Genomic DNA, 25600 nt, shown 5'->3' with positions numbered 1-25600 from the left:
AGGCGTTATGGGCAGATTGTTGAGGCCCGCGGATGGCCGGTGCTACCATGCGCAACCGCCTGTCACGGCAAGGAAACCTCTGGTTTATGAGCAGCATTCGCGAGCGCAACAAAGAAAAAATCCTGCGGGCGGCAAGCGAGGAGTTTGCCGACAAAGGCTTCGCCGCGACCAAGACCAGCGATATCGCCGCCAAGGCCGGGCTGCCCAAGCCCAACGTCTATTACTACTTCAAGTCCAAGGACAACCTCTACCGCGAGGTGCTCGAGAGCATTATCGAGCCGATTCTGGCCGCCTCCACGCCGTTCAACCCCGACGGCGAGCCCAAGGAGGTGTTAAGCAACTACATCCGCTCGAAAATCCGCATCTCCCGCGACCTGCCGTTCGCCTCCAAGGTGTTCGCCAGTGAGATCATGCATGGCGCGCCGCATCTGAGCGCCGAGCAGGTTGAACAACTCAATGCCCAGGCCAAGCACAACATCGACTGTATCCAGAACTGGGTGGACCGTGGGTTGATTGCGGCTATCGACCCTAATCACCTGATGTTCAGCATCTGGGCGGCGACCCAGACTTATGCGGACTTTGACTGGCAGATCTCGGCGGTGACCGGCAAGGCCAAGTTGGATGAGGCCGACTATGAGGCGGCGGCGCAGACGATTATTCGGTTGGTGCTCAAGGGGTGTGAGCCGGACTGAAAGACCGCGGTGCCTGTGCCAATCGGGGGCAAGCCCCCTCCCACATTTTTGATGTGAACGCGGTCAAAGTGTGGGAGGAGGCTTGCTCCCGATTGGCCCTGACTGTCACCCAGGATCAGGCAGACACCCCCGCATCCGCCATCAATCCCAGCCCCTCGATCGCGGTGATCGCGCACTGCTCGTCAATATCCGACGTATCCCCCGTGATTCCCACCGCCCCCAGAACCAACCCCGCCTGATCCCGAATCAACACCCCACCCGGTGCCGGCACCACGCTGCCCTGCCCCAGGCTGTTCAACGCCGCGATAAATGCCGGGCGCTGCTGTGCGTCCAACGCCAGCAAACGTGAACCCTTGCCCAGGGCAATCGCCCCCCAGGCCTTGCCGATGGCGATTTGCGGGCGCAGAAGGCTGGCGCCGTCTTCGCGCTGCAGGGTAATCAAGTGCCCTCCGCTATCGAGTACCGCGATGGTCAGCGGCGCTGCGCAAATCGTTCGGCCTGCGGCGATGGCTTGGCTGGCTAGTTGGGTGGCAATTTTCAAGGTTAAAGCGCTCATGGTGCCGTCCTTCTTTTGTTATTGGAAAGCGGTGGAGTTCTGTTTGATCAGATGCTCACCAAACAAATAGAACACAATGGTGTTTATTTTTGTATACAATATTTTTAAACAAAAGCTCCGCACGTCGAAAAAAGCCTTTCCGACGAGCGCAAAGGCCCGTTCATAAAATGCATTGACCTGCGCAGCCAGCCGTGAATACACTTTGCATCGACACCACTTGTATACAATTACAAAACGCAAGAGGCACCAAAACCATGAGCAAAATGAGAGCAATCGAAGCCGCCGTCCTGGTAATGCGCCGTGAAGGTGTGGATACCGCCTTCGGTATCCCAGGCGCTGCGATCAACCCGCTGTATTCGGCCTTGCAGAAGGTGGGTGGCATCGATCACGTCCTTGCTCGCCATGTTGAAGGCGCCTCGCACATGGCCGAGGGCTACACCCGCACCAAGGCCGGCAATATCGGCGTGTGCATCGGCACCTCCGGGCCAGCGGGCACCGACATGGTCACCGGTTTGTACAGCGCCTCGGCCGATTCGATCCCGATCCTGTGCATCACCGGGCAAGCCCCCCGCGCTCGCATGCACAAGGAAGACTTCCAGGCCGTGGACATCACCAGCATCGTCAAGCCGGTGACCAAGTGGGCGACCACCGTGCTGGAACCCGGCCAAGTGCCCTACGCTTTCCAGAAAGCCTTCTATGAAATGCGCTCCGGCCGCCCCGGCCCGGTGCTGATCGACCTGCCGTTCGATGTGCAGATGGCCGAAATCGAATTCGACATTGACGCCTACCAGCCCCTGCCTTTGGCCAAGCCGTTGGCCACGCGTATCCAGGTCGAGAAAGCCCTGGCGCTGCTGGACCAGGCTGAACGCCCATTGCTGGTAAGCGGTGGTGGCGTCATCAACGCCGACGCCAGCGAGTTACTGGTGGAGTTCGCTGAATTAACTGGCATCCCAGTGATTCCGACCCTGATGGGCTGGGGTACCATCCCCGACGATCACCCGCTGATGGTCGGCATGGTCGGCCTGCAAACTTCCCACCGTTATGGCAACGCGACGATGCTCAAGTCGGACGTGGTGCTGGGTATCGGCAACCGCTGGGCCAACCGCCACACCGGTTCGGTGGAGGTCTACACCGAAGGGCGCAAATTCATCCACGTCGACATCGAGCCGACGCAGATTGGCCGCGTGTTCACCCCGGATCTGGGTATCGTCTCCGACGCCGGTTCCGCGCTGACGATGTTCATTGAAGTGGCCCGCGAGTGGAAAGCCGCCGGCAAGCTCAAGGACCGCAGCGCCTGGCTGCATGACTGCCAGCAGCGCAAAGCCACCCTGCACCGCAAGACCCACTTCGACAACGTGCCGGTCAAGCCGCAACGGGTGTACGAAGAGATGAACCAGGTGTTCGGCAAAGATACCTGCTACGTCAGCACCATCGGCCTGTCGCAGATTGCCGGCGCGCAATTCCTGCACGTCTACAAGCCACGCCACTGGATCAACTGCGGCCAGGCCGGCCCGTTAGGCTGGACCATTCCCGCGGCGCTGGGCGTGGTCAAGGCCGACCCGAGCCGCAAGGTAGTGGCGTTGTCGGGCGACTATGACTTCCAGTTCATGATCGAAGAACTGGCGGTGGGCGCGCAATTCAAGCTGCCGTACATCCACGTGGTAGTAAACAACTCGTATCTGGGGCTGATCCGCCAGGCCCAGCGCGGCTTTGAAATGGACTATTGCGTGCAGCTGTCCTTCGACAACCTCAATGCCCCGGAGCTCAACGGCTATGGCGTCGACCATGTGGCCGTCGCCGAGGGCCTGGGTTGCAAGGCCCTGCGCGTGTTCGAGCCAGGGCAGATCCAGCCAGCCCTGCGCCGCGCCCAGGAAATGGTCGAAGAATTCAAGGTGCCGGTGATCGTTGAGATTATTCTGGAACGGGTGACCAATATTTCCATGGGCACCGAAATCAACGCCGTCAATGAATTCGAAGACCTGGCCCTGGTCGGCAACGATGCGCCGACCGCCATTTCCCTGCTCGATTAAGGAGAACCCTATGCCGCGCTTTGCCGCCAACCTGTCCATGCTGTTTACCGAACAGGACTTCCTTGCCCGCTTCAAGGCCGCCGCCGATGCCGGCTTCGAGGGCGTGGAATACCTGTTCCCATACGAATTCAGCTCTGCCGAAATCAAAGCGCAGCTCGATGCCAACGGCTTGAGCCAGGTGCTGTTCAACTTGCCGGCCGGTGACTGGGCCAAGGGCGAGCGCGGCCTGGCTTGCCACCCGGACCGGGTCGAGGAATTCCGCGCCGGGGTCAAGTTGGCTATCGCCTACGCCCAGGTACTGGGTAATACCCAGATCAACTGCCTGGCGGGTATCCGTCCACAGGGCGTGGACGACGAAACCCTGGAAAAGACCTTTGTCGCCAATCTCAAGTACGCCGCCGACAAGCTGCAAGCGGCGGGCATCAAGCTGGTGATGGAGATGATCAACACCCGTGACATCCCGGGCTTCTACCTGAATAACACGGCCCAGGCCCTGGCGATTCGCGAGCAAGTGGGCAGTGACAACCTGTTCCTGCAATACGACATCTACCACATGCAGATCATGGAAGGTGACCTGGCGCGGACCATGGCGACGCACCTGGGTGTGATCAACCATATCCAGTTGGCGGATAACCCGGGGCGCAATGAGCCCGGGACTGGGGAGATCAACTATCGCTTCCTGTTCGAGCATCTGGACCGCATTGGCTACAGGGGTTGGGTTGGCTGTGAGTACAAGCCCTTGACCACCACCGAAGCGGGTTTGGGCTGGCTCAAAACCCATAACGCGCTCTAACACACACCGCGTAACCCCTGTGGGAGGGGGCTTGCTCCCGATAGCAATCTTTCATTCAACAGGTGTGTCGACTGATGCACCGCTATCGGGAGCAAGCCCCCTCCCACATTGGACCTGATGTGTCTGGCAGACCTCAACAAGTCTGCCTACCGGATAAAAAAGAGGATTTTGATCATGGCTAAAATCGGATTTATCGGCACCGGCATCATGGGCCAGCCCATGGCCGCGAACCTGCAGAAAGCAGGGCACCAACTGTTTCTCTCCGAGCATCACGGCAAGGCCCCGCAAGCGCTGATCGACGCTGGCGCCATCGCCCTGGCCAACCCGCAGCAAGTCGCGCAAGAAGCCGAATTCATCATCGTCATGGTGCCGGACACCCCACAGGTCGAAGACGTGCTGTTGCGCGCCGACGGCGTGGCCGCCGGCCTGTCGCCGAACAAAGTGGTGATCGACATGAGTTCGATCTCCCCCACCGCCACCAAGGCGTTCGCGGCGAAGATCAACGAGACCGGCGCGCAGTATCTGGACGCACCGGTGTCCGGCGGTGAAGTCGGCGCCAAGGCCGGCACCTTGAGTATCATGATCGGTGGCGAACCGCAGACATTCGAACGTGCATTGCCGCTGTTCCAGGCCATGGGCAAGAACATCACCCTGGTGGGCGGCAATGGCGATGGCCAGACCGCCAAGGTCGCCAACCAGATCATCGTTGCACTGAACATCCAGGCGGTGGCCGAAGCGCTGCTGTTCGCCTCCAAGAACGGCGCCGACCCGGCCAAGGTGCGGGAAGCGCTGATGGGCGGCTTTGCGTCGTCGAAGATCCTGGAAGTGCATGGCGAACGCATGATCAAGGGTACTTTCGACCCGGGCTTTCGCATCAACCTGCACCAGAAGGACCTGAACCTGGCCTTGGCCGGCGCCAAGGAACTGGGGATCAACCTGCCGAACACCGCCGGCACCCAGCAAGTGTTCAGCACCTGCACGGCCATTGGCGGCGGTAACTGGGACCACTCGGCGCTGATCAAGGGCCTGGAGCATATGGCCAATTTCTCGATCCGCGATAAGTAACCCATCTTGGAATGCAATCCAGTGTGGGAGGGGGCTTGCTCCCGATAGCAATCTGTCATTCAACCACTATGTCGACTGATGCACCGCTATCGGGAGCAAGCCCCCTCCCACCTTTTGATTGCGTTCCAAGTCCCAATGCTAATAACAAGAATCCGGGAGCCCGCTTATGTCGGTCGATCCGCAACACCTGCTTCGTGAGCTGTTTGCCGCAGCCATCGACGCCGCCCACCCCCGGCAAGTCCTTGAACCCTATCTGCCTGCCGACCGCAGTGGCCGGGTGATCGTGATCGGCGCCGGCAAGGCCGCGGCTGCCATGGCCCTGGTGATCGAGAATTGCTGGCAGGGTGAAGTGTCGGGCCTGGTGGTCACCCGCTACGGCCACGGCGCGCCGTGCCAGAAAATCGAGGTGGTCGAAGCGGCCCACCCGGTCCCCGACGCTGCCGGCCTGGCCGTGGCCCAGCGCGTGCTGGAGTTGATCAGCCACCTGAGCGAAGACGACCGCGTGATCTTCCTGCTCTCCGGTGGCGGCTCCGCATTGCTGGCCCTGCCCGCTGAAGGCATCAGCCTGGCCGACAAGCAAGCCATCAATAAAGCCTTGCTCAAATCCGGCGCCACCATTGGCGAGATGAATTGCGTGCGCAAACACCTCTCGGCGATCAAGGGCGGGCGACTGGCCAAGGCGGCATGGCCGGCCACCGTGTACACCTACGCGATTTCCGATGTGCCGGGTGACCAGGCCACGGTGATCGCCTCGGGCCCAACAGTCGGTGACCCGAGCACCTCGCAACAGGCCCTGGCAATCCTCAAGCGCTATGGCATTGACGCTCCCGCCTCAGTGCGCAATTGGTTGCAAAACCCAGCCTCGGAAACCGTCAAGCCTGGCGACCCGATACTTGCCCGCAGTCACTTCCAGTTGATCGCCCGCCCCCAGCAATCCTTGGAAGCGGTGGCGGTGAAAGTGCGCCAGGCCGGGTTCAGCCCGCTGATCCTCGGCGACCTGGAAGGTGAAGCACGGGAAGTGGCCAAGGTACATGCCGGTATCGCCCGGCAGATCGTCCAGCACGGCCAGCCATTGGCGGCGCCCTGTGTGATCCTGTCCGGCGGCGAGACCACTGTCACCGTGCGCGGTAATGGCCGTGGCGGGCGCAATGCGGAATTCCTGCTCAGCCTCACCGACAGCCTCAAGGGCCTGCCCGGTGTGTACGCCCTGGCCGGCGACACCGATGGCATCGACGGCTCGGAAGACAACGCCGGCGCCATCATGACTCCCAGCAGCTACGCCCGCGCCGAAGCCCTGGGCCTGTCGGCCAGCGACGAGCTGGATAACAACAACGGCTACGGTTATTTCGACGCCCTGGGCGACTTGATCATCACCGAGCCGACCCGCACCAACGTCAATGACTTCCGTGCCATCCTGATCCTTGAGACTGCCAAACATGACGCCTGACAAAAAGGTCAAGATCCTCGCCACCCTGGGCCCGGCCACCGACGGTATCGATGACATCCTTGAGCTGGTGCAAGCCGGGGTGAATATCTTCCGTCTCAACTTCAGTCACGGCGAACACGCCGACCATGCCCAGCGCTACCAGTGGATTCGCCAGGTGGAGCGCCAGTTGAACTATCCACTGGGCATCCTCATGGACCTGCAAGGACCAAAGCTGCGGGTCGGCCGTTTTGCCGAGGGCAAGGTGCAGTTGATTCGCGGCCAGGCCCTGCGCCTGGACCTGGACCCGACGCCCGGCGACCAGCGCCGCGTCAACCTGCCCCATCCGGAAATCATCGCAGCCCTTGAACCGGGCATGGACTTGCTGCTTGATGACGGCAAGCTGCGCCTGCGCGTGATTACCAAGCATGCCGACGCCATCGACACCACCGTGCTCAATGGCGGCGAGCTGTCAGACCGCAAAGGCGTAAACGTCCCGCAAGCTTTATTGGAACTCAGCCCGCTCACCGCCAAAGATCGCCGCGACTTGAGCTTCGGCCTGGAACTGGGGGTGGACTGGGTGGCACTGTCGTTTGTACAGCGCCCGGAAGACATCCGCGAGGCCCGCGAGCTGATTGGCGACAAGGCGTTTCTGATGGCCAAGATCGAGAAGCCTTCGGCCGTGCAGCGCCTGCAGGAAATTGCCGAGCTGAGCGATGCGATCATGGTAGCCAGAGGCGACCTGGGCGTGGAAGTACCGGCCGAAAGCGTGCCGCAGATCCAGAAAGACATCATCAGCACCTGCCGCCAACTCGGCAAGCCAGTGGTAGTCGCCACGCAGATGCTTGAGTCCATGCGCTTCTCCCCGGCGCCGACCCGTGCCGAAGTCACCGATGTCGCCAATGCTGTGGCCGAGGGTGCGGACGCGGTGATGCTATCGGCGGAAACCGCGTCGGGCGAGTACCCGCTGGAAGCCGTGCAGATGATGAGCAAGATCATCCGCCAGGTGGAAAACGGTCCGGACTACCAGGCGCAACTGGACGTCAGCCGACCCAAGGCGGATGCCACGGTGTCGGACGCCATCAGCTGCGCGATCCGACGCATCAGCAGCATCCTGCCGGTGGCGGTGTTGGTGAACTACAGCGAGTCGGGCAGTTCCAGCTTGCGCGCCGCACGGGAACGGCCGGTGGCACCAATCCTCAACCTCACGCCGAACCTGTCCACGGCGCGACGCTTGAGCGTGGCGTGGGGCGTGCATTCGGTGGTCAATGATCGTCTGCGCCAGGTGGATGAGGTGTGTTCCACCGCGTTGGAAATCGCCCAGGCTCAGGGTATGGCGCAACGCGGGGATACCTTGGTGATTACCGCGGGGGTGCCGTTTGGGCAGCCGGGGTCGACCAATTCGTTGCGCATCGAAACCCTACTGTAGGAGCGAGTTTGCTCGCGAAGAACGTCAACGATGACGCGGGTAGCCTGAATGTACGCGGCGCCCTTGGGTTTTTCGCGAGCAAGCTCGCTCCTACAGGGAGCCGCTATGCACAACCACACTTGCCCTGACTGGGCCGAAGCCCTGCTCAATGGCTTCAGCCAGATTTTCCTGCAACGCCACCCGCTGTGCGGCCTGCTGTGCCTGTTGGCGATCCTGGTCGGCGCCCCGGCCTTGCTCGGTGGTGCGCTGCTGGGCGGCGTCGCGGGTTTGCTCACGGCCCAGCGCCGTGGCTATCCCAAGGCTGAGCGCCAGGCCGGGCTGTACAGCTACAACGGCGTACTGCTGGGCTTGTTGATCAGCCAGCACTTTGCCTGGTCGGCACTGGTGCCGCCGTTGATCCTGGCGTGCGGTGGCTTGAGCGCGATCCTCACCCGGCAATGGTTGACACACGCAAGCCAGCCCCAGGACTTGCCCGTCTACACTGCGCCTTTTGTTGGCCTCGGCTGGTTGCTGCTCGGCCATGCCCCCCAAAGTACGCTTGCGCCGACCCAGGCCGACATGTTCGCTCTACTCGCAGCACCCTTTACCGGCCTCGGGCAGATCATGCTGATGGAGCAGCCCCTGGCCGGCCTTTTAATCGCCCTGGGCTTGCTGTTTGCTGACCGCCGTGCGGCCGCATGGGCTTTGGGCGGTGCCAGTCTCGGTGTACTGGCCGGTCTGTGGTTAAACGAAACTTCCGGCGCCCTGCTCGGCCTGCACAGCTATAACCCCGCATTGGCGGCCCTGGCCCTGAGCCCGTTACGTCGCCAGCCGTGGTTGCCGCTGCTGGGCATCCTGCTGGCAATCCTCCTCACGCCAGGCTTCGCCGCTCTGCATCTGCCCGCGCTGACAGCACCGTTTATCCTCGCCTGCTGGCTGGTACGCGCCAGCCAGCGAATGCTGCACAAACCCCACATGGACAGCCCGTTCGAATCCCCCTAGGCTTGCTCGATATTCGCTTCAGGCAGGACTTATGGACAGTAACAACGACTGGCGCCAGCGGCTCTACATCATGGTTTTCCAAAGCGACACCGTCGCGGGGCGGCGCTTTGACGGCATCCTGCTGCTGATCATCCTCGCCAGCCTGGTGATCGTGATGCTCGACAGCATCGATGAAATCCATCAGAACTACGCGGATGTGCTGGCCTATATCGAGTGGGGCTTCACGCTGATCTTCGCCATCGAATACGGCCTGCGTCTGTATTGCTCGCCCAAGCCGCTGCGCTATGCCTTCAGCTTTTACGGCCTGGTGGACTTGCTGGCCATCGTCCCCGGCATCCTCGCCCTGTACTACAGCGATGCGCAGTACCTGCTGATCATCCGCATCATTCGCATGCTGCGCATCTTCCGCGTGCTCAAGCTCAGCCCGTACCTCAAGCAGGCCAACTACCTGATGGCGGCGCTGCGCGGCAGCAAGCAGAAGATCGTGGTGTTCCTGGTCAGCGTGTGCACGCTGGTGACGGTGTTCGGCACACTGATGTACGTGATCGAAGGCCCGGAACATGGGTTCACCAGTATTCCCAAGGGCATCTATTGGGCCATCGTCACCCTGACCACCGTGGGCTTCGGCGATATCGTGCCCAAGACGCCGCTGGGCCAGGTGATTTCGTCGCTGGTAATGATCACCGGTTATTCGATCATCGCGGTACCGACGGGCATTTTTACTGCAGAGCTGGCCAGTGCCATGCGCGGTGAACAGCTGCAAACCGACTGTCCGGCGTGCAAGAAGAACAGCCATGAGCCCAATGCGGCTTTTTGCTCGCGCTGTGGCAGTAACCTTTTCCATAAACTGGAATAAGCAAAGGTCGTTTTAATCTTTAAAGGTCTATGCAGGCCCGGCTATAGTCGCTGGCAAATTGCCTCCCCTCTTCTTCAACAACAAGGAATGAGCAGTGAAAAAGATCCTCAGCGCCTCTCTTCTGGCCGCCAGCCTGGCCTTGACGGGCTCCGCCCAGGCCGCGACCACCCTGCTCAACGTCTCCTACGACGTGATGCGCGATTTCTACAAGGACTATAACGCTGCCTTCCAGAAGCATTGGGAAGCCGAGCACCCTGACGACAAGCTGACGTTGCAGATGTCCTTCGGCGGCTCCAGCAAACAGGCACGCTCGGTGATCGACGGCCTGCCGGCTGACGTGATTACCATGAACATGGCCACCGACATCAATGCCCTGGTCGACAACGGCAAACTGGTGCCGGACAACTGGGTGACGCGCCTGCCGAACAACAGTGCACCGTTCACTTCCGCCACTGTGTTCATCGTGCGCAAGGGCAACCCCAAGGCGTTGAAAGACTGGCCGGATTTGCTCAAGGACGGCGTGCAGGTGATCGTTCCCAACCCGAAGACTTCGGGCAACGGCCGCTACACCTACCTGTCGGCCTGGGGCTATGTGCTCAAGAACGGCGGCGACGAAGAGAAGGCCAAGACCTTCGTCGGCAAGCTGTTCAAACAAGCGCCGGTGCTGGACACCGGTGGGCGTGCTGCCACCACCACGTTCATGACCAACCAGATCGGCGACGTGCTGGTGACCTTCGAAAACGAAGCAGAAATGATCGCCCGTGAGTTTGGCCGGGATCAGTTCGAAGTGGTCTACCCAAGTGTATCCGCCGAAGCCGAGCCGCCCGTGTCGGTGGTGGATAAAGTGGTCGAGAAGAAAGGCACCCGTACTGCGGCCGAAGACTACCTGAAGTACCTGTGGTCGCCGGAAGGCCAGGAGATCGCGGCCAACAATTACCTGCGTCCACGGGACCCGAAGGTATTGGCCAAGTACACCGACCGCTTCCCGAAGGTGGACTTCCTGTCGGTGGAGAAGACCTTTGGCGACTGGCGCACGGTGCAGAAGACCCACTTCAATGATGGCGGGGTGTTTGACCAGATCTACAGCGGCCAGTAAGTGGTCATGATTGAATAAACTCGGTCAAACTGTGGGAGGGGGCTTGCTCCCGATAGCGGTGTGTCAGTCAGCATAGGTATTGGCTGATGCACTGCTATCGGGAGCAAGCCCCCTCCCACATTTGGTTTGGGTTGAGTCATTATTTCGCGGCATGACAGTTATCACGCCAAGCGGCCTACTCACTGCCGGCCCCTGTCTTTATTCTCTCACCCCATCGTCCTTCGCCTTATGAGAACACCATGAGCTCAAACTCTCACGCTACAGGCACCATGACCCGGGGCATGGTCATGCTGTTCGCGTTTTGCTGCGGTGCCATCGTGGCCAACATCTACTACGCGCAACCGATCATTGAACTGATCGCCCCGGATATCGGCCTGACACCGACAATGGCCAGCCTGATCGTGTCCCTGACGCAAATCGGCTACGCCCTCGGCCTCTTCTTCCTGGTGCCTTTGGGCGATTTGTTGGAAAACCGCAAGCTGATGATCTTCACCACGGTGGTGGCCATCGCCAGCCTGCTGGGTGCTGCGTTTACCGAACAACCCAATCTGTTCCTGCTGGTGTCGCTGCTGATCGGTTTCAGTTCGGTGTCCGTGCAAATCCTGATCCCGCTGGCCGCGCACCTGGCCCCGGCCGAATCCCGCGGTCGGGTGGTAGGCAGCATCATGGGTGGCCTGCTGTTGGGCATCCTGCTGGCGCGACCGGTGTCCAGCGTCGTCGCCGACCACTTCGGCTGGCGTGCGATGTTCATGGCTGCCGCTGCGTTGATGGCGCTTATCAGCGTGGTCCTGCTGCTGACCATTCCCAAGCGCCAACCCGATCACCGCGCCAGCTACGGCCAATTGCTGCGCTCCCTGGCTACCTTGCTGCGTGGGCAGCCGCTGCTGCGCCAACGGGCGTTTTACCAGGGCTGCATGTTTGCTGCCTTCAGCCTGTTCTGGACCGCCGCGCCGCTGGAACTGGCGCGTAACCATGGCCTTAGCCAAAGCGAAATCGCACTGTTCGCCCTGGTCGGCGCACTGGGCGCCATTGCCGCGCCCATCGCCGGTCGCCTGGCCGATGCCGGCCACACCCATCGCGCCTCGTTGCTGGCCATGCTGTTGGGGGCATTGAGCTTCCTGCCGGCGTTTGTGCACCCGCTGTACAGCGTGATCGGCCTGGCGGTCACCGGCGTTGTCCTGGACTTCTGCGTGCAGATGAACATGGTGCTGGGCCAGCGCGCCATCTATGCCCTCGACGCCAATAGCCGCAGCCGTCTCAACGCGCTGTACATGACCAGCATCTTCATTGGCGGCGCGTTCGGCTCGGCGATTGCCAGCAGTGTGTATGAACATGGCGGTTGGCTGGGCGTGATGCTGGTGGGCAGCGCCTTTCCATTGATCGCATTGCTGCGATTCCTGGGTGCGTCCCGTGGGGTCGTGGCGGCCACCGCCTGAGAGCGGTGTGACCAGATCAGGAAATGTTGGGCACACGTAATTACGTATTCACAGGCACAAAAAAGCAGGACTTGATCATATGAAAAAGTCCTGCCCTGTCTTACTGCAAAGCCGATGGTTGCTAGCTCGCCATTACAGCGTTACAGATAACCAGCATCCCTTATGTTCAACCCGATGACATCTTCCGGGCTGATCATGCGGGTGCTCTTGATCAAGAAGTCCGTCTTGCCGTCACCATCCAAGTCTATCGCCAACAAGTAACGTCCTGTTTGCGGGTTGAACTTGATAATGGTATCGCCGGCCTTCCCGGTGTATTCCTCAACGAAGTTAAACGCAACCTTGCCATCAATCGCCATTTGCGACAGATCAATCTTGTCCTGACCCGTGTTGAAGTCCAACAGCAAATCAGCTTGTGTGCGGGTAGAGTCGGCAAAAGCGTTGAACTTGAACGTATTCCAACCACCGCCCCCAACCAGGTTATCGGCGCCTGCACCACCAATCAGCACGTTATCGGCACTGTTGCCAATGATTCGATCGTTACCGCCACCACCCACTGCGTTTTCGATCACGGTCGAGGTACCGATCCTGACGTTCTCGCGCAAGCCCCCTACGCTGGAAAGCGAACCACTGCGCAAGTCGATGATCTGGTCCTGCTTGAAGCCGGAAAAATCAAAGGTATCGACCCCTTTCGTATCCCAGATGTTGAACTGTGGTTTATCCGTAGCAGATGTCAGCGTCGTTTCCGGCCTGCCAGTGTTGGAGTTAAACCCATAGATTGTGTCAACAGGTGCGTCTGGACCTGTTGGCTTGGCATTGGTCGTGTCAATAGGCAAATCCGGGGCTTTGGGCTTGGGCCCCACTGGGGAGTGCGGCTGATTGCCCTGTGGCTTAGCAGGATCGATTTTGGGATTGGTCTGCTCCCCGGCGACCTTAGGCTTGTCCCCTTGCGGTCGGGTTTCCTCACCCGCTACCTTGGGTTTATTACCCGTTGGCCTGGTGTCCGTTCCGGTTGCCTTGGGCTGGTCCGCTTGCGGTGCGACCTTGGGTTTATCACCCGTTGGCCTGGTGTCCGCTCCGGTTGTCTTGGGCTGGTCCGCTTGCGGTGCGACCTTGGGCTTATCACCCGTTGGCCTGGTGTCCGCTCCGGTTGTCTTGGGCTGGTCCGCTTGCGGTGCGACCTTGGGTTTATCACCCGTTGGCCTGGTGTCCGCTCCGGTTGTCTTGGGCTGGTCCACTTGCGGTGCGACCTTGGGTTTATCACCCGTTGGCCTGGTGTCCGCTCCGGTTGCCTTGGGCTGGTCCCCTTGCGGTGCGACCTTGGGTTTATCACCCGCTGGCCTGGTGTCCGCTCCGGTTGCCTTGGGCTGGTCCCCTTGCGGTGCGACCTTGGGTTTATCACCCGCTGGCCTGGTGTCCGCTCCGGCTGGCTTAGGCTGGCCACCTTTTGTTTTGGCGTCAAAGCCGACAGGTTTAGGCTTATCACCAGCAGGCCTGGACTGATCGTTTTTTGGCACTATCTCTTCACAGAATGGCTGAGGCTGATCGCCGGCTGGCCTTGTTTGCTCACTAGCCGGCTTGGGTTGCCCGCCTCTGGGCTTGATCTCCCCAGCGGCCGGCTTGGGCTGCTCACCTTTGGGCTTGATCTCCCCAGCGGCCGGCTTGGGCTGCTCACCTTTGGGCTTGATCTCCTCAACGGCCGGCTTGGGCTGCTCACCTTTGGGCTTGATCTCCTCCCCCTTTGGCATAGGCAGGCAATTAGCAGTCAGAACATTGCCGTCCACTCCCCCCATACTCAAGAGAAGCCTATTGCCGATCATTGTTTCACCAGCCTGCAGCAGACCTGATGCAGTCGGATTCATATTCGATCCATATAGCCGTTGCAGGCTGGAAAGCCCACCTGCCGACTGCGCAGAAAGACTCAGCAATCTGGCCCCTTTTGAGATCGATGGATCATTTCCATAATGCGAGTCGTTGGAAGTACCCACAGGCTCTTTTCCCCCATGGGCCCTCGACGGTGCCGCCGGCAATGGCTTAGGGGCCGTATCTAATGTAGGTACATAGGAGTTCAAACCAGATAGATTCACATTAACCATACTTCACACCTTACTTAGTTAGTTATATAAAACAACAGCCAACGCTCCGCAAGCTCAACACTTACGAACTACTAAATTGCTAACTATCTGACGATAAAACGCCTTTCAGCCAGCAACTAAATAAAAATAAAATAAATAAACTGTTAATACGTCCTACACCCATCCTGCTGATAGGTGCAAAAAAATGACTACTTCCAACCCATGATAATCGGCACTTTTCAGCACTACTTTTAGAGGCTTCGACCAGCAATTGCCTGCCGGAGAGGGCGCCTTATTTGGATAAATTTTGCGCTGTCACCCGTGAACCGATCCGCCCCATGCGCGCGCTGTAAAGGCCCATTGATCAGATGCGGGCATCAATGTCGATCGACGCTGATCGGCACCGGTCTTGCCGTCAACTGCCGGCCGCATGGGAGGCGCATTAGTTTTAGGCCCGCGTTCGTTGATCGTGCTTATGACACATGAGGCTGGCGTCGGCGCACGTCGTTCTGGTTTCGGCTCACACAAGACCGCGCGTGGCTTCGGCCTGGGCTCACACGCATCTTGACTTGGCTTCGGCGTGGGCCTACACGAGTCCGGAAATGAATCGACCTTCGGCTTTTTCGGCTCGGGCCGCGTATCCGGCTCCGGATTTTCCGGTTCAGGATCTACCGAGGGGCTGACGCCGTGGTACACATCATCGGCATTTATCCGGCCAATACTCTTTATCAGTACATCAGCCCTACCATTTCCGGTCAGGTCCAAGGCGAAACTTCCCTCTCCACTGCCCTCGTCGTAGTTCAACACAGCTTGGCCAGGTTGACCGGTCAGGCGCTCGCCGAATGTCAGCGCCTTGATATTCGTTCCTTTGAACAGCGCAGAGACATCCAGACGGTCCACGCCGCTCTCGAAATCGAGGATGACGTCAGGGTTATCAGGGGTGGAATCACTGGTATGGTCATAGACAAACGTGTCTGCACCACCACCGCCTTGCAAACTGTCGGCTCCGCCTCCACCGGTCAGGCGATTGGCAACGTGGTTGCCTATCAAAGCGTCGTTCCCGGTGCCCCCCACGGCGTTCTCCAGGGTGACGCCCTTGGCAATAGAGACATTACCTTTCAATGCCCCCACATCTGAAAACGACTCGGCATTGAGATTGATCTTCTGATCCTGAGAGAACCCGGAGAAGTCCAGCGTGTCGTTACCGCCACCGTCCCACACACAAAAGACAGGATTGTCATTGGCCGTTTTCAGGCTCAGGGCGTCACGATTCGTATTGGAGTTGAACCCATAGGTCGTATCGGTATTACGCGTATTGGTATTAGCCCCATATAGCCGCTGGGCTGCAGCAATGTCGTCCATCATCGGCGCAGAGGGATGCAGCGAATGGAAATCATGCCCCGGTTGATTCCTTTCCGAGAAATAGCTCATGACACTACGGGCTCGAGTGTCCCCGGCATACTCGGCGTGCGTTGCATAGGTCCCGGAACCATCATATTTACCCGGGTGCTCCAGCCCGATTGCATGTCCTGTTTCATGAATCAGTACTTGGCGAAAGAACCCGCCCTGCCTAGGGTTTGTGCCCGCATCTGCCGTGCCGATATTAGCGAATGTATTTCTTAAGTACCGATTTGGCAGTGAAGCCACACCGTTATTGGTTCCTGGCATACCACCGATATCAACGTGACCGTCGAGGTTCGCGGCGTTTTCAGTGAACGTCACGTTGGCGATATCCTGCCAGGATTTCAATGCTTGCCTGGCCAGTTCTGCCTGCTGCGGTGTGAGCTCCTTGGAAATCCGGAATGACAGGTCAATCTTCTGATCACCATTACGGTCATGAAATCGGAAGTCACGCCGAGTGATATGTTTTCCAGCCTGCTCAGTCGTGAATAACGCTTTTTTACTATTGAGGGCGTAGGACGGCCTCAACCGCTCAGAACTCATAGCCCCCCGAGCAGCAAAATCCTTTTCTTGCGAAATATTAATAGCGGTTGGTCCTGATAATTTCATACAACCTAAGTCCTCATGCAATAACCCAAAACATCGTACTTCCACTCCATACGAGCAATAGCACTTGTCGGCACCCCCTTAAGTTCGCACAGAGATACGCTGTCCGCCAGATACTAATTAGTGCACTCCGACACACTCTAAAATCTCAAAATACTTTGGCGATAGAGGCGCAACGTCCCGCAACAACACCTGCACCCCATACGCCACTACAACTACGCCAACCAACTGATTTATATTGAAAAAACAAGAACTCACACACTCACAATCCATTTCGGTTGCAACCCATTACTCACAAACAGATAACACTCCAAGACGCAGCTTCGAGCCGGCATTTCAGTGCAAACTCCCCTACCTACACTCCGCTGCAACTAAACAAGAGAATACTGAGTAAGAGTCGAACGAAAAACGTTACCTTCTTCAACTTATTAAATCCACGCCTTCGCCACACCGTAAATTAATACACTGCCACAACCGATCATTCTGACAAGGCCGACCCCGAGCCTATGAACAACTGGCATAAAGACCAGGCATGCGCGGATTTGCTGCAGGAAAATGCAGACCTATATGAAACAGGCATGCAACCGTCTGCCGTTGGCGCAAAGAGCGCCGGACAAGACAATATTGGGTTTAGGTTGGCGTCAACGTGCGGGTGATATGATCAAGCCAGCGGGCTCGATCCAGGCCAACGAAACAAGCGCATGCGCGATGCCGCCAAAGCAGCAGCGCACATCAGGTTGACAGGCTTGTACGCGGTATCAAGCGAGTAACCAGCCTGTCATTAGGTAACGAGATAGTGATTTTTATCGGCGTATAGCGAGATGTGCCGTGGCATTCCCTGAAACGAGCATTGACAGGCATGAGGTTGACGCAAAGCGTCAACTCACGCTTATCATCCAGCCAGCGCCGTACTCAAGCCAGGCCCAGGACATCATCAGGGCTGATCGGACGCGTACTTTTTATAAGAAAGTCACTTCTGCCGTTGCCCGATAGGTCGATCGCCAAAAAATAGCGACCGCTGTACATATTGTATTTAATAACCGTATCGCCGGGCTTGCCCGTAAAGTCGGCAACACAGTTCAGACTGACTCCCGCAGTGTTCGCCAGGGTGCATAAATCAATCTTGTCCCAGCCGGTCTTGAAGTCAATGAGCAAATCAGCCGCTGCGTAGCCAGAGTCCGCTACCGAGTTGTATTTGAAGACATTGCGTCCCCCTGCACCTCGCAGCGTGTCTGCACCTTCGCCCCCAACCAATACATTATTGGCCTCGTTGCCGATTATCCGATCATTGCCGGAGCCGCCAATGGCGTTTTCGATAACTGACGCTGGGCTGATATAAACATTGTTGGGTTTTCCGCCGACACTTGAATAAGCACCCGCCTCCAGATTGATGACTTGGTTCTGCCTGAACCCGGAAAAGTCGAATGTGTCATTACCCTGCCTGTCGTCAACTTCAAATTGTGGTTTGTCATGGGAAGCTACCAAGGACCGACCGGCATTTCCGGTGTTTGAGTTAAACCCGTATACGGTGTCCATCGGTGAACACTGTGTAGGCTCGGGTTCCGGGCATGGCTCTGGACTCGGGTATGGTTCTGGACATGGCTGGGGCTCCGGACATGGCTCTGGGGTCGGGCATGGTTCTGGACATGGCTGAGGCTCCGGACATGGCTCTGGGGTCGGGCATGGTTCTGGACATGGCTGAGGCTCCGGACATGGCTCTGGGGTCGGGCATGGTTCTGGACATGGCTGAGGCTCCGGACACGGCTCCGGGGTCGGGCATGGTTCTGGAGATGGCCTTGGCTGAGGCTGCGATTCAGGACGTGGCTCGGGCCTTGGTTGGGGCTGCGGATACGGTTCAGGCTCCGGTTGCGGATAAGGCGCGGGCCTCGGCTGTGGTGCCGGACGTGGCTCCGGCCTTGGCTGGGGCTGCGGATACGGTTCAGGCCTCGGCTCCGGTTGCGGATAAGGCGCGGGCCTGGGCTGTGGTGCCGGACGCGGCTCCGGCCTTGGCTGGGGCTGCGGATACGGTTCAGGCCTCGGCTGCGGTTGCGGATAAGGCGCAGGCCTGGGCTGCGGTGCCGGACGCGGCTCCGGCCTTGGCTGGGGCTGCGGATACGGTTCAGGCCTCGGTTGCGGTTGCGGATAAGGCGCGGGCCTGGGCTGCGGTGCCGGACGCGGCTCCGGCCTTGGCTGGGGCTGCGGATACGGTTCAGGCCTCGGCTCCGGTTGCGGATAAGGCGCAGGCCTGGGCTGCGGTGCCGGACGCGGCTCCGGCCTTGGCTGGGGTTGCGGATACGGTTCAGGCCTCGGTTGCGGATAAGGCGCGGGCCTGGGCTGCGGTGCCGGACGCGGCTCCGGCCTTGGCTCAGGATACGGCTCAGGTCTCGGTCGCGGCGGCGGACATGGTACCGGCCGCGGCTGCGGGCGCGGACAGGGTTCTGGCCTTGGCGGTGGACACGGGTGAGGTCTGGGCTGCGGTTCTGGACAGGGTTCAGGCCACGGCCTCGGAGGTGGACACGGATTGGGGTTGATAGATCCCCCACAGCGACTCATTACCTGCCTGAATCCGTTAAAATTTTCCGCCAGCCCGTTTAATACGCTGCTTCGCCCTTGAAAGCCGTTGAAAACACTCTTATCAGTACTTCTAGAGGGATGCCTATCGACATGATAGTCCTCGCCCTCCAACGGACTGTAGAACGGACTGAATGCAGGGGTATTACGAGGACATGGAGTAGAGACACTCTGACGGTCACTATCCATGCTGGACTTATTAGTTTCACCCGGTCTGCTCAGAGGATTAAATTGTCTTGGGGCACTGGAAAAGCCATCACTTCGAGACCCCACACTGGAAACATTAACCTGCATTTTAAAATCCGCCTATCCAAGTTGAAATAATTAAAATCAATGTAGTCTGCCGAGGGCGAAATTCGCTGTGAAAATATACGAGCACGCGATCAAAGCGGCGTTAAATTCCCACAATCAAAAACACCAAACAACACCTCTTATATTTCAACTTAAAACGTCACTTCATGTACGTTAGACCGATTTCACGACACCACAAAAATACATTTACCCACAACTAAAAAACCTCACAAAACGTGCACACCTTTTAAACCTTGCAACATAGAACCTTGAAATTTCAGAATGACGCAACACGGATAAACACTCACACAACAGTATTACCCAACAAACGAATAATCGAACACGAATGACTTTTACCGCACTTGGCGATTACCAATGAATACGGTGAGCTCCGAGGTCACGACCCCGTACCGCAAGCCCCCCCTATTCAGACGAAGCAAACCCGCATGCCGCGCATTCGCAACCGTACACCTGAACTTGCCATGCATCGCCGTTGCCGAGCAGGGTCAGGCGCATACCGAGTGCCCGTGATCCAGGCAGCACAGCAGACGGGCGACGGTATGTTCCAATGGGCCGGAGTTATCCAGTACAAACAAGCCCGCGCCATTGCCAGCGATCAGTTCGGCAGTAAACCGCGCATTGCGCGCCAGGCGCTCTTCGATGTCCTCCTGGGATTCTCGCCCCCGTGCGATCAAGCGCTGGCGCAACACGGCCTGATCCACCGTCAGCAGCAGCACCAGCAACCTCGGATAACGCTCGCGGGTCTGCGCCAGGTGGGCGCGGGAGCCATTGACCAGCACATCGTCCCCGGCTGCCAGCCAGTCGTCGATCTCACGAGGAATTCCATAGGACAAGCCATTGGCCTGCCAGCTCAAGGCAAACGCGCCCTGGGCATCCATCGCCGCAAACTGCCCCGGGCTCACCCCTTGTGCCGCTTCGCCCACTGCCTCTGCCGAGCGCGTGATTACCCGGCGTACCAGGCGACAGCCGCGCTCGACCAAGCGCGGGCGCGCGGCATCCAGCAGGCTGTCCTTGCCCGAACCCGATGGCCCGATGAGATAGATCAACCTGCCTGCCATCAAAACACCCTCTTCGCTTGTCTCCAGACTTGTTGTACCACCGGCAAGCCTTAGCGGCTCCGCCCTGTTGATCAGCCAGTACAAACGCCACGTGCAACAGGCTGGCCGGGTAGTCACAGGAAAGTATATCCAGCAATCGTGTATCGGCCACGCCGACGGCGGCCACCTTACCCGAGTGCGACCCACCGCGCACCACGTATGCGCCACGCGTAATAAAGGATTTTACCTACGGCCAAGCATGTGCAATGCCTCCATCATGCCGAGCGAGCTGCACGCAGGAGGCCGTGCCCCAACCAGGTTTCCATCCCTGGTCGACCGCCTGCGTACAGCTCGCCCTGTTTGACCCACCCCATCAGTGACTGAACCACTGCAATCGGGGCTGGCAGACCGTTTTTTCAGCCCACGACGATGTAATCCCCTGCGCTTTCAGGATGGCCCCACCCAATCCCGACTTCGCCGCCCGGCTGCTTGATGGCGCACAGATCTACTGTGGGAGGGGGCTTGCCCGATGGCGGTGTAATATTCAGCTGATCATTGACTGACCTACGCTATCGGGAGCAAGCCCCCTCCCACATTTGCCCAGCGGTGATTGGCAGAGTGCATTTCAAGGCCATGAAAAAGGCGACCCGAGGGTCGCCTTTTGTCATTGTGCGTACTGCTTGCTCAAGCCCGGCGGTACGCCCTGTACGTTGGTCTCTTCCCAGGGCCCGTTGGGACTGATGGAGCGGCTCCAGCCGTTGCTCCAGCGATAGTAGGTGCGCTGGCGGTAGAAGGTGTCGGGCTGGTCGTCGAGTACGTACACCTGCATCTTGCCGTCCCAGTGGCTGGCGGCGCCCGGTGGTGGAGCGAAGGTGGGCGATTTGGTTGGCAGTGGCTTCGGCGGCGGGGTCACCGGGCCCGACGGCTTGGTGCTCGGCTGGGTCGACGGGCCCGACGGCGGGATGGTCGGGCCGGTGGGGCCCGGCGGTGGGCGGTGAACCGCACAAGCGCTCAAGCCAAGTACCAGGCTAAGCAGGGTGATGCGTGCAAATGCGGTCATGGGCGTTTCCTCGCGTTATTTATCCGGACTGTCGATGGTCAGCTGCTGCGGCGCAGTGGTGCTGCTGGCCAGGGGTTGGCTGCGGCCGATCCATTCGCCAGTGGTCGGAACACCCGCCCGGGATATGCGCGCAACCAGTTGGACTTCGGGGAAGTTGGACAGTTTCAACTGCGGCATCATTGCATCGGCATCGCCCAATTCAACGGTAACGGGCAATTCAGCGACGGTAACGCGCTTGGCCGCCAACGGTGCCGGTGGGCCGGAGACGGCGCGGGCGAAGATGAACACGCTGTCGCTCGGCAAGGTCTTGGCTTTTGCCTCGGCGGACAGGTCCACACGTACGGTCATTACCGTTTTGTGCGCGACCGTACCGCCGCTTTCCTTGAGCTTCTCGGCTGCGCGATCAATACCGCCTTGCAGCGCCACACGGGAATTGTCTTGGGGCGGCAGTTGCGCCAGCAGGCGGTTCCAGTAGTCGATCGCCTCCTGATAACGCTGGCCTTCAAAGGCGGCGATACCCAACAGGCCAAGGCTGGTGACTTCCTTGGGGTCGAGCTTCAACGCCTCGTCCGTCAGCGCCTGCACCTTGGGCGACCACTGTTTGTTGTCGGCAAAGTATTGCGCCTGGGCCCACTGGCCGAGCAGTTCCGGCTGGCGCCCGGCCAATGCCACGGTACGCTCGAAGACTTTGGCGGCATCGGCGGAGCGGTCCTGGGCCATGTAGGCGCGGCCCAGGAAGTACAGGCCCTCGGCCGAGTCCGGCTGGGCTGCCGCGGCACGCTCCAGGCGCTGGGTCATGTCGGCCATGGACACTGGCGGCTGGGAGAACTCACGGGTCAGTTCGACCTTGTCGCTCGCCCCATAATGCAGGTACAGCACAACGCCGAGCACGGGCACCAGAAACGCCGCCAAAAACGGCAAGGGTTTACCCAAGCGTGATTCACGGGGCTTTTCCACGCCTTCGGTATCGGCCAGCAGCTCACGGGCGGCTTCGGCGCGGCCGGTGTCCAGTTGCGCGGCGTTCAATACACCTTCGTCCTGCTGCACTTGCAGCTCGGCAACGCGCTCCTGATACAGCGCCACGTTCAGCGCGGTGCGATCTTCTTCACGCTGGGCACGGCGGCCGCGCAGTACAGGGATCAACAGGAAACTCAGGGCAATCAGAAGCAGCAAGCCGGCTGCGAGCCAGAAATCAATCATCAGTCTTGGTGTCCAGCAATTGGTCGAGACGTTTGCGCTCTTCAGGGGACAGGGCATCGGAACCATCGGTCGGCGCGGCGCGGCGGCGACGCACGATCACCGCCATCACCACGACGCCGGCCAGCAGCAGGCCGGCAGGGCCGAACCAGAGCAGCGCGGTCTTGCCGGTAAGGGCCGGTTTGTAGCGCACAAAATCACCGTAGCGGTCGACCATGAAGTCGATGATCTGCTGGTCGTCCTTGCCCTCCCCAAGCATGCGGAAGATCTCTCTACGCAGGTCGGTGGCGATGGGTGCGTTGGAGTCGGCGATGTCCTGATTCTGGCACTTGGGGCAGCGCAGTTCCTTGGTCAGGTCGCGGAAACGCTCGCGCTCGGCGTCGTTGGCGAATTCGTAGGTGTCGATGGCAGCGTGGGCCACACCGGCCAGGCCCAAGGCCAAAACAGCGGCAGCTAACAGACGCTTCATGGCTTGGCCTCATCGACGAGGGCCTGGTACTTGGCGGCCAGTTGCTCGCGCCACACCACCTCGTCGATCACGCCGACGTACTTGTCGCGGATCACGCCCTTGGCGTCGATAAAGAAGGTTTCCGGCGCGCCGTACACGCCAAGGTTCAAACCGAGGTTGCCGTCTTCATCGCGGATATCCAGCTGGTACGGATTGTGAAATTCGGCCAACCATTTCAACGCAGCTGCGTTGTCGTCCTTGTAGTTGATGCCGTAGATCACCACGCCCTTCTCGGCCAGCTTGTTCAGCACCGGATGCTCGACGCGGCAGGAAATGCACCAGGTCGCCCACACATTGACCAGCGCCGGCTTGCCCTGCAAGTCGGCCTGAGTCAGGGTCTTGTCGCCCTGCACTGTCGGCAGGTTGAATGCCGGGAATGGCTTGCCGATCATCGCCGACGGCAATTCGGCCGGGTCCAGGTACAGGCCGCGATACAGGAACACCGCCACCAGCAGGAACAACGCCAGTGGCACCACCATCAACCAACGCTTCATACCGCAGCTCCCATACCCAGTGCTTCACGCACCCGGCTTTTGACCTTGACCCGATAACGCCGGTCCAGCGCCGCGAGCAAACCGCCAAAACCGGTGAGCAAACCGCCGAACCAGATCCAGCGCACGAAGGGTTTGACATGCACCCGCACGGCCCAGGCGCCGTCGCCCAGGGGTTCTCCGAGGGCCACATAGAGGTCACGGGTGAAGCCGGCGTCAATGCCCGCTTCGGTCATCATCGAACTCTGCACGGTGTAAAGGCGTTTTTCCGGGTGCAGCACGGCGATTTCCTTGCCGTTGCGCACCACGCGCACCGTGCCTTTGTCTGAGGTAAAGTTCGGCCCTTCGAAGTGCTTGGCGCCTTCGAAGATGAAGTGGTAACCGGCCAAGTCCATGGATTCGCCCGGCGCCAGGCGCAGGTCGCGCTCGGCGCTGTTCTGGCTGGACAGCACCACGCCGAGGGCGCACACCGCGATGCCGATGTGGGCGATCTGCATGCCCCAGTAGCTGCGGGTCAGGGTCGGCAGACCTTTGAGCAAACCTTTGTGACGGGTCTTGTCGAAGATGTCACGCACACCGGCCAGTAATACCCAGGCGGCGAGCAGGAAGGTGGCGAGCACTGCCCAGTTGAAGTCGCCGTAGGCAATACCGGCGACCACGGCCAGCGCAATGCTGCCTAGCAGCACCGGAGCGAGCATGCCCACCAGCCATTTCACCGGAGTGTCTTTCCAGCGCACCAGCACGCCGACCGCCATCACCACCATCAACAGGCCCATCAGCGGGATGAACAACGCATTGAAATACGGCGGGCCGACGGACAGCTTGGCGCCGCTGAGGGCATCCAGCACCAGCGGGTAGAGGGTGCCGAGCAGGATCATCGACGCGGCTACCACCAGCACCAGGTTATTGCCCAGCAGCAGGGTTTCCCGCGACCACAGGTTGAAGCCGACCTGGCTCTTGACCACCGGTGCGCGCAGCGCAAACAGGGTCAGCGAGCCGCCCACCACAAACAGCAGGAAGATCAGGATGAACACGCCACGCTCGGGGTCAGAGGCGAACGCATGCACCGAGGTCAGCACGCCCGAACGCACCAGGAAGGTGCCGAGCAGGCTGAGGGAAAACGCGGCGATGGCGAGCAACACAGTCCAGCTCTTGAACACGCCGCGTTTTTCAGTGACCGCCAGGGAATGAATCAGCGCAGTGCCCACCAGCCAGGGCATGAAGGACGCGTTTTCCACCGGATCCCAGAACCACCAGCCGCCCCAGCCAAGTTCGTAGTAGGCCCACCATGAGCCCAGGGTGATACCGATACCGAGGAAGGCCCAGGCAACGATGGTCCATGGCCGCGACCAACGCGCCCACGCCGCATCCAGACGCCCGCCAAGCAAGGCGGCGATGGCGAAGGCAAAGGCTACGGAGAAGCCGACGTAGCCCATATAGAGCATGGGCGGATGCACGATCAGGCCGATGTCCTGCAACAGCGGGTTGAGGTCATGCCCGTCCGCCGGGATCTGCGGCAGCATGCGGCTGAAAGGGTTGGAGGTCATGATCAGGAACAGCAAAAAGCCAATGCTGATCATGCCCATCACCGCCAGCACCCGTGCCAGCATGACTTGCGGCAGTTGGCGCGAAAACACCGATACGGCGAAGGTCCAGCCACCGAGGATCAACGCCCACAGCAGCAACGAACCTTCGTGGGCGCCCCACACGGCGCTGAACTTGTAATACCAGGGCAAGGCGCTGTTGGAGTTGTTTGCGACATAGGCGACGGAAAAGTCGTCGGTCATAAAGGCGTAGGTCAGGCAACCGAAGGCGAACAACAGGAAGGCAAACTGGCCCCAGGCCGCCGGCTGCGCCAGGCTCATCCACAGGCGGTCACCGCGCCAGGCGCCGAGCAATGGCACCACAGCCTGGACCACGGCAAAGCACAGGGCGAGAATCATCGCCAACTGGCCCAGCTCCGGAATAAACAGTGCGGACGTCATCAC

Annotated in this window: 21 protein-coding genes and 1 pseudogene; 11 read left to right on the top strand and 11 right to left on the bottom strand. The window is 59.7% G+C overall.

Annotated elements, in window-relative coordinates:
* The first annotated feature begins 86 nt into the window (after positions 1-86).
* The gene (locus QYQ93_RS09780) at positions 87-692 is read left to right on the top strand and encodes a TetR/AcrR family transcriptional regulator (protein ID WP_043051311.1); all 606 of its coding nucleotides are present in this window, start codon (positions 87-89) and stop codon (positions 690-692) included.
* A gap of 115 nt (positions 693-807) precedes the next feature.
* On the opposite strand, the gene QYQ93_RS09775 is transcribed toward QYQ93_RS09780, so the two are convergent.
* Positions 808-1248: a GlcG/HbpS family heme-binding protein gene (locus QYQ93_RS09775; RefSeq protein WP_043051310.1), complete on the bottom strand. Its 441-nt coding sequence runs from the start codon at positions 1246-1248 to the stop codon at positions 808-810.
* A gap of 254 nt (positions 1249-1502) precedes the next feature.
* Here QYQ93_RS09775 and gcl point away from each other — a divergent pair, with 254 nt between their 5' ends.
* The 9 genes from gcl to QYQ93_RS09725 all read left to right on the top strand — a co-directional run bounded on the left by gcl (position 1503) and on the right by QYQ93_RS09725 (position 12357).
* The gene (gene gcl, locus QYQ93_RS09770) at positions 1503-3278 is read left to right on the top strand and encodes a glyoxylate carboligase (protein WP_338476812.1); all 1776 of its coding nucleotides are present in this window, start codon (positions 1503-1505) and stop codon (positions 3276-3278) included.
* 10 nt (positions 3279-3288) lie between these two features.
* Positions 3289-4071: a hydroxypyruvate isomerase gene (gene hyi / locus QYQ93_RS09765; RefSeq protein ID WP_338476811.1), complete on the top strand. Its 783-nt coding sequence runs from the start codon at positions 3289-3291 to the stop codon at positions 4069-4071.
* 174 nt (positions 4072-4245) lie between these two features.
* The gene (locus QYQ93_RS09760) at positions 4246-5136 is read left to right on the top strand and encodes a 2-hydroxy-3-oxopropionate reductase (protein ID WP_057014114.1); all 891 of its coding nucleotides are present in this window, start codon (positions 4246-4248) and stop codon (positions 5134-5136) included.
* A gap of 166 nt (positions 5137-5302) precedes the next feature.
* Positions 5303-6583 carry a glycerate kinase gene (locus QYQ93_RS09755; RefSeq protein WP_338476810.1) on the top strand — a complete coding sequence of 427 codons (1281 nt, stop codon included), beginning with the start codon at positions 5303-5305 and terminating at the stop codon, positions 6581-6583.
* Positions 6573-7988: a pyruvate kinase gene (gene pyk, locus QYQ93_RS09750; protein WP_046069100.1), complete on the top strand. Its 1416-nt coding sequence runs from the start codon at positions 6573-6575 to the stop codon at positions 7986-7988. The genes QYQ93_RS09755 and pyk overlap by 11 nt, the downstream gene beginning before the upstream one ends.
* 105 nt (positions 7989-8093) lie before the next feature.
* A complete protein-coding gene (locus QYQ93_RS09740) occupies positions 8094-8969 on the top strand; it encodes an urea transporter (protein ID WP_338476809.1) in 876 nt (291 codons plus the stop codon).
* 31 nt (positions 8970-9000) lie between these two features.
* On the top strand, positions 9001-9825 hold the full coding sequence (locus QYQ93_RS09735; protein WP_046069102.1) for an ion transporter: 825 nt from the start codon (positions 9001-9003) through the stop codon (positions 9823-9825).
* Between the two features lie 94 nt (positions 9826-9919).
* Complete coding sequence (locus tag QYQ93_RS09730; RefSeq protein ID WP_043051302.1) at positions 9920-10921, top strand: sulfate ABC transporter substrate-binding protein; 1002 nt, start codon at positions 9920-9922, stop codon at positions 10919-10921.
* A gap of 239 nt (positions 10922-11160) precedes the next feature.
* Positions 11161-12357, top strand: a complete 1197-nt coding sequence (locus QYQ93_RS09725; RefSeq protein WP_043051301.1) for an MFS transporter — start codon at positions 11161-11163, stop codon at positions 12355-12357.
* A gap of 140 nt (positions 12358-12497) precedes the next feature.
* On the opposite strand, the gene QYQ93_RS09720 is transcribed toward QYQ93_RS09725, so the two are convergent.
* The 3 genes from QYQ93_RS09720 to QYQ93_RS09710 all read right to left on the bottom strand — a co-directional run bounded on the left by QYQ93_RS09720 (position 12498) and on the right by QYQ93_RS09710 (position 17972).
* Positions 12498-14342: a M10 family metallopeptidase C-terminal domain-containing protein gene (locus tag QYQ93_RS09720; RefSeq protein ID WP_338476808.1), complete on the bottom strand. Its 1845-nt coding sequence runs from the start codon at positions 14340-14342 to the stop codon at positions 12498-12500.
* A gap of 402 nt (positions 14343-14744) precedes the next feature.
* On the bottom strand, positions 14745-16439 hold the full coding sequence (locus QYQ93_RS09715) for a M10 family metallopeptidase C-terminal domain-containing protein (RefSeq protein WP_338476807.1): 1695 nt from the start codon (positions 16437-16439) through the stop codon (positions 14745-14747).
* A gap of 909 nt (positions 16440-17348) precedes the next feature.
* Entirely contained in the window at positions 17349-17972 is a 624-nt protein-coding gene (locus QYQ93_RS09710; protein ID WP_052501177.1) for a M10 family metallopeptidase C-terminal domain-containing protein, read from the bottom strand.
* 50 nt (positions 17973-18022) lie between these two features.
* Here QYQ93_RS09710 and QYQ93_RS09705 point away from each other — a divergent pair, with 50 nt between their 5' ends.
* The gene (locus QYQ93_RS09705; RefSeq protein WP_338476806.1) at positions 18023-18967 is read left to right on the top strand and encodes a hypothetical protein; all 945 of its coding nucleotides are present in this window, start codon (positions 18023-18025) and stop codon (positions 18965-18967) included.
* An 837-nt stretch (positions 18968-19804) separates the two neighbouring features.
* Here QYQ93_RS09705 and phnN read toward each other — a convergent pair.
* From phnN to QYQ93_RS09665, 7 genes and pseudogenes are all read right to left on the bottom strand, one after another.
* Positions 19805-20377: a phosphonate metabolism protein/1,5-bisphosphokinase (PRPP-forming) PhnN gene (phnN, locus tag QYQ93_RS09695; protein ID WP_217883272.1), complete on the bottom strand. Its 573-nt coding sequence runs from the start codon at positions 20375-20377 to the stop codon at positions 19805-19807.
* Positions 20377-20573 (bottom strand): annotated as a pseudogene (locus QYQ93_RS09690) (alpha-D-ribose 1-methylphosphonate 5-triphosphate diphosphatase); the annotation flags it as partial. The gene phnN and the pseudogene QYQ93_RS09690, both read right to left, overlap by 1 nt.
* Positions 20574-21020: 447 nt before the next feature.
* Positions 21021-21416 (bottom strand): hypothetical protein, encoded by a 396-nt coding sequence (locus tag QYQ93_RS09685; RefSeq protein WP_043050426.1) that lies wholly within the window; start codon positions 21414-21416, stop codon positions 21021-21023.
* A 15-nt stretch (positions 21417-21431) separates the two neighbouring features.
* Positions 21432-22616, bottom strand: a complete 1185-nt coding sequence (gene ccmI, locus QYQ93_RS09680; protein ID WP_043050427.1) for a c-type cytochrome biogenesis protein CcmI — start codon at positions 22614-22616, stop codon at positions 21432-21434.
* Positions 22609-23082 (bottom strand): cytochrome c-type biogenesis protein, encoded by a 474-nt coding sequence (locus QYQ93_RS09675; protein WP_043050428.1) that lies wholly within the window; start codon positions 23080-23082, stop codon positions 22609-22611. Before QYQ93_RS09675 ends, ccmI begins: the two co-directional genes overlap by 8 nt.
* The gene (locus tag QYQ93_RS09670) at positions 23079-23615 is read right to left on the bottom strand and encodes a DsbE family thiol:disulfide interchange protein (protein WP_057014552.1); all 537 of its coding nucleotides are present in this window, start codon (positions 23613-23615) and stop codon (positions 23079-23081) included. Before QYQ93_RS09670 ends, QYQ93_RS09675 begins: the two co-directional genes overlap by 4 nt.
* Positions 23612-25597, bottom strand: coding sequence for a heme lyase CcmF/NrfE family subunit (locus tag QYQ93_RS09665; RefSeq protein WP_338476804.1), 1986 nt, complete (start codon positions 25595-25597; stop codon positions 23612-23614). The genes QYQ93_RS09670 and QYQ93_RS09665 overlap by 4 nt, the downstream gene beginning before the upstream one ends.
* Positions 25598-25600: the final 3 nt, after the last annotated feature.

Origin of the sequence: Pseudomonas khavaziana (genome assembly GCF_036704165.1) — a bacterium.
In the GTDB taxonomy this organism is placed as follows: Bacteria; Pseudomonadota; Gammaproteobacteria; order Pseudomonadales; family Pseudomonadaceae; genus Aquipseudomonas; species Aquipseudomonas khavaziana.
The sequence above is the reverse complement of the archived record's forward strand: the minus strand, read 5'-3'. Positions and strand labels throughout refer to the sequence as shown.

Excerpts from the sequence above, each read along its gene's own strand:
- QYQ93_RS09780 (WP_043051311.1), top strand. The coding sequence starts at position 87 with ATGAGCAGCATTCGCGAGCGCAACAAAGAAAAAATCCTGCGGGCGGCA.
- QYQ93_RS09775 (WP_043051310.1), bottom strand. The coding sequence starts at position 1,248 with ATGAGCGCTTTAACCTTGAAAATTGCCACCCAACTAGCCAGCCAAGCC.
- gcl (WP_338476812.1), top strand. The coding sequence starts at position 1,503 with ATGAGCAAAATGAGAGCAATCGAAGCCGCCGTCCTGGTAATGCGCCGT.
- hyi (WP_338476811.1), top strand. The coding sequence starts at position 3,289 with ATGCCGCGCTTTGCCGCCAACCTGTCCATGCTGTTTACCGAACAGGAC.
- QYQ93_RS09760 (WP_057014114.1), top strand. The coding sequence starts at position 4,246 with ATGGCTAAAATCGGATTTATCGGCACCGGCATCATGGGCCAGCCCATG.
- QYQ93_RS09755 (WP_338476810.1), top strand. The coding sequence starts at position 5,303 with ATGTCGGTCGATCCGCAACACCTGCTTCGTGAGCTGTTTGCCGCAGCC.
- pyk (WP_046069100.1), top strand. The coding sequence starts at position 6,573 with ATGACGCCTGACAAAAAGGTCAAGATCCTCGCCACCCTGGGCCCGGCC.
- QYQ93_RS09740 (WP_338476809.1), top strand. The coding sequence starts at position 8,094 with ATGCACAACCACACTTGCCCTGACTGGGCCGAAGCCCTGCTCAATGGC.
- QYQ93_RS09735 (WP_046069102.1), top strand. The coding sequence starts at position 9,001 with ATGGACAGTAACAACGACTGGCGCCAGCGGCTCTACATCATGGTTTTC.
- QYQ93_RS09725 (WP_043051301.1), top strand. The coding sequence starts at position 11,161 with ATGAGCTCAAACTCTCACGCTACAGGCACCATGACCCGGGGCATGGTC.
- QYQ93_RS09715 (WP_338476807.1), bottom strand. The coding sequence starts at position 16,439 with ATGAAATTATCAGGACCAACCGCTATTAATATTTCGCAAGAAAAGGAT.
- QYQ93_RS09710 (WP_052501177.1), bottom strand. The coding sequence starts at position 17,972 with ATGGACACCGTATACGGGTTTAACTCAAACACCGGAAATGCCGGTCGG.
- QYQ93_RS09705 (WP_338476806.1), top strand. The coding sequence starts at position 18,023 with ATGGTTCTGGACATGGCTGGGGCTCCGGACATGGCTCTGGGGTCGGGC.
- phnN (WP_217883272.1), bottom strand. The coding sequence starts at position 20,377 with ATGGCAGGCAGGTTGATCTATCTCATCGGGCCATCGGGTTCGGGCAAG.
- QYQ93_RS09685 (WP_043050426.1), bottom strand. The coding sequence starts at position 21,416 with ATGACCGCATTTGCACGCATCACCCTGCTTAGCCTGGTACTTGGCTTG.
- ccmI (WP_043050427.1), bottom strand. The coding sequence starts at position 22,616 with ATGATTGATTTCTGGCTCGCAGCCGGCTTGCTGCTTCTGATTGCCCTG.
- QYQ93_RS09675 (WP_043050428.1), bottom strand. The coding sequence starts at position 23,082 with ATGAAGCGTCTGTTAGCTGCCGCTGTTTTGGCCTTGGGCCTGGCCGGT.
- QYQ93_RS09670 (WP_057014552.1), bottom strand. The coding sequence starts at position 23,615 with ATGAAGCGTTGGTTGATGGTGGTGCCACTGGCGTTGTTCCTGCTGGTG.
- QYQ93_RS09665 (WP_338476804.1), bottom strand. The coding sequence starts at position 25,597 with ATGACGTCCGCACTGTTTATTCCGGAGCTGGGCCAGTTGGCGATGATT.